Source organism: Streptococcus pseudopneumoniae, assembly GCF_001074565.1.
Lineage (GTDB): Bacteria > Bacillota > Bacilli > Lactobacillales > Streptococcaceae > Streptococcus > Streptococcus pseudopneumoniae_J.
Map to the genome: position 1 here is coordinate 1 of NZ_JUQX01000049.1, position 2,530 is coordinate 2,530.

The window sequence follows — 2,530 nt, forward strand, 5'->3', positions numbered from 1 at the left end:
TGGCCAAGAATGAATGGGTAGATGGTGGCCGTTACTATGTTAATTCTGAAGGCAAAATGGTAAGGGGTAAATGGGTAGATGGTGGTCGTTACTATGTAGGAAACGATGGTGTGAGACAACCAAAACCAGCAGCCGGGAATCCATACTCAGCAGCTTTAAAGACAGCACAAGATTATAATAGGATTCATTTGTCAAAAAAAAGAATTTATGAGATGTTAATTTTTGAAGGTTTTAATAGTGACACTGCACAATATGCTATCAATCATTTGCAAGCAGACTATAAGGCGAATGCCTTAGCTCAAGCAAGAGAATACCGAAAGAATGCCAATTTATCAAAGACAGAAATTTATGAGAGGCTAACTTCTCCTTATTTTAGAAAATTTACAAAAGAAGAAGCAAACTATGCCATTCAACATCTAGGTGACTAATTTTTACAAATAGTGAAGTAAATGAGATGTTTTAATTTTGTCTTGTAGCCTGCAAACCTTTGCACAAAAGAGACGTTTTTGTTATACTATATCTGTAAGCATTTTCAATTAAAAAGGAGAAGACGATGAGTCAAAAGATTATTGGGATTGACCTTGGTGGTACATCTATCAAGTTTGCAATTTTAACTCAAGAGGGAGAAATCCAAGAAAAATGGTCTATCAAGACCAATATTTTGGACGAAGGAAGCCATATTGTAGATGATATGATTGAGTCTATTCAGCATCGTTTGGACTTGCTTGGATTGTCAGCTACAGACTTCCGAGGTATTGGAATGGGATCACCTGGTGTGGTTGACCGTGAAAAAGGGACTGTTATCGGTGCCTACAACCTCAACTGGAAAACCCTTCAACCGATTAAAGAAAAGATTGAAAAAGCATTGGGGATTCCATTCTTCATCGATAATGATGCCAACGTAGCTGCTCTTGGTGAGCGCTGGATGGGCGCTGGTGAAAACCAACCAGACGTTGTCTTTATGACACTTGGTACTGGTGTTGGTGGTGGTATCGTGGCAGAAGGCAAATTGCTTCACGGTGTTGCTGGTGCAGCAGGTGAGCTTGGCCACATCACTGTTGACTTTGACCAACCAATCGCATGTACTTGTGGTAAAAAGGGATGTCTTGAGACAGTTGCTTCTGCAACAGGGATTGTCAACTTGACACGTCGTTATGCTGATGAATACGAAGGCGATGCGGCCTTGAAACGCTTGATCGACGATGGAGAAGAAGTAACTGCTAAAACTGTTTTTGACTTGGCAAAAGAGGGAGATGACCTTGCCTTGATCGTTTACCGTAACTTCTCACGTTACTTGGGAATCGCTTGTGCCAATATCGGCTCCATCCTCAATCCTTCAACAATCGTTATAGGTGGTGGGGTGTCAGCAGCGGGAGAATTCCTTCTACAAGGTGTTCAAAAGGTCTACGACGAAAATACCTTCCCACAAGTACGCACAACAACTAAATTGGCTCTTGCAACTCTAGGAAATGACGCTGGAGTTATTGGAGCGGCATCACTTGTATTGCAATAAGATAATAAAAGGGGGAAAACACTACTTTAAAGCTAGTGATTTTCCTCCTTTCTTTTTTTATGCTATACTAGTTAGGACAATAAATGAGGTGAGAGTAAATGACAAAAGCTGATACGATTTTTAAAGAAAATATTGAACGAATCCTCAAAGACGGTGTCTTTTCTGAGCAAGCACGTCCTAAGTACAAGGACGGAACAGTTGCTAACTCTAAGTATGTGACTGGTGCTTTTGCAGAGTATGACTTGGCAAAAGGGGAATTTCCCATCACAACCCTGCGACCCATTGCAATCAAATCAGCTATCAAAGAAGTACTCTGGATCTACCAAGATCAGTCTAATAGCCTAGAAGTACTCAATGACAAGTACAACGTCCACTACTGGAATGACTGGGAAGTGGGAGATACAGGAACCATCGGTGAGCGCTATGGGGCTGTGGTTAAGAAGCATGATATTATCAACAAAATCCTTAAGCAGTTGGAAGCCAATCCTTGGAATCGTCGCAATATCATCTCACTATGGGATTATGAGGCTTTTGAGGAGACAGACGGCCTCCTTCCATGCGCCTTTCAGACCATGTTTGATGTCCGTCGCGTTGATGGGGAAATCTATCTGGATGCGACCTTGACTCAGCGTTCTAATGATATGCTGGTGGCCCACCATATCAATGCCATGCAGTATGTGGCTCTTCAAATGATGATTGCCAAGCATTTTGGCTGGAAGGTTGGGAAGTTTTTCTATTTTATCAACAACCTTCATATCTATGATAATCAGTTTGAACAAGCTCAGGAATTGCTTCGTCGTGAATCTTCAAACTGCCAACCACGCTTGGTTTTAAATGTGCCAGATGGGACCAATTTCTTTGATATCAAAGCGGAGGACTTTGAGTTGGTTGACTATGATCCGGTTAAGCCGCAGCTGAAGTTTGATTTAGCCATCTAACAAATAAAAAGAAGTTGGAATTTGTACTGACCCCAAAAAGTTAGACAATTAATTTATCCAAAGGATTTAGTTCTGTATT

The 2,530-nt window shown here is 41.2% G+C and carries 3 protein-coding genes; all 3 read left to right on the top strand.

The window, feature by feature from the left end; translation table 11 throughout:
* On the top strand, positions 1-428 hold a 428-nt coding region (locus ADI74_RS07715), incomplete at its 5' end, for an Ltp family lipoprotein (RefSeq protein WP_049538108.1).
* A 125-nt stretch (positions 429-553) separates the two neighbouring features.
* Complete coding sequence (locus tag ADI74_RS07720; RefSeq protein WP_049484369.1) at positions 554-1,513, top strand: ROK family glucokinase; 960 nt, start codon at positions 554-556, stop codon at positions 1,511-1,513.
* Positions 1,514-1,611: 98 nt separating this feature from the next.
* The gene (locus ADI74_RS07725; protein WP_049538110.1) at positions 1,612-2,451 is read left to right on the top strand and encodes a thymidylate synthase; all 840 of its coding nucleotides are present in this window, start codon (positions 1,612-1,614) and stop codon (positions 2,449-2,451) included.
* Positions 2,452-2,530: the final 79 nt, after the last annotated feature.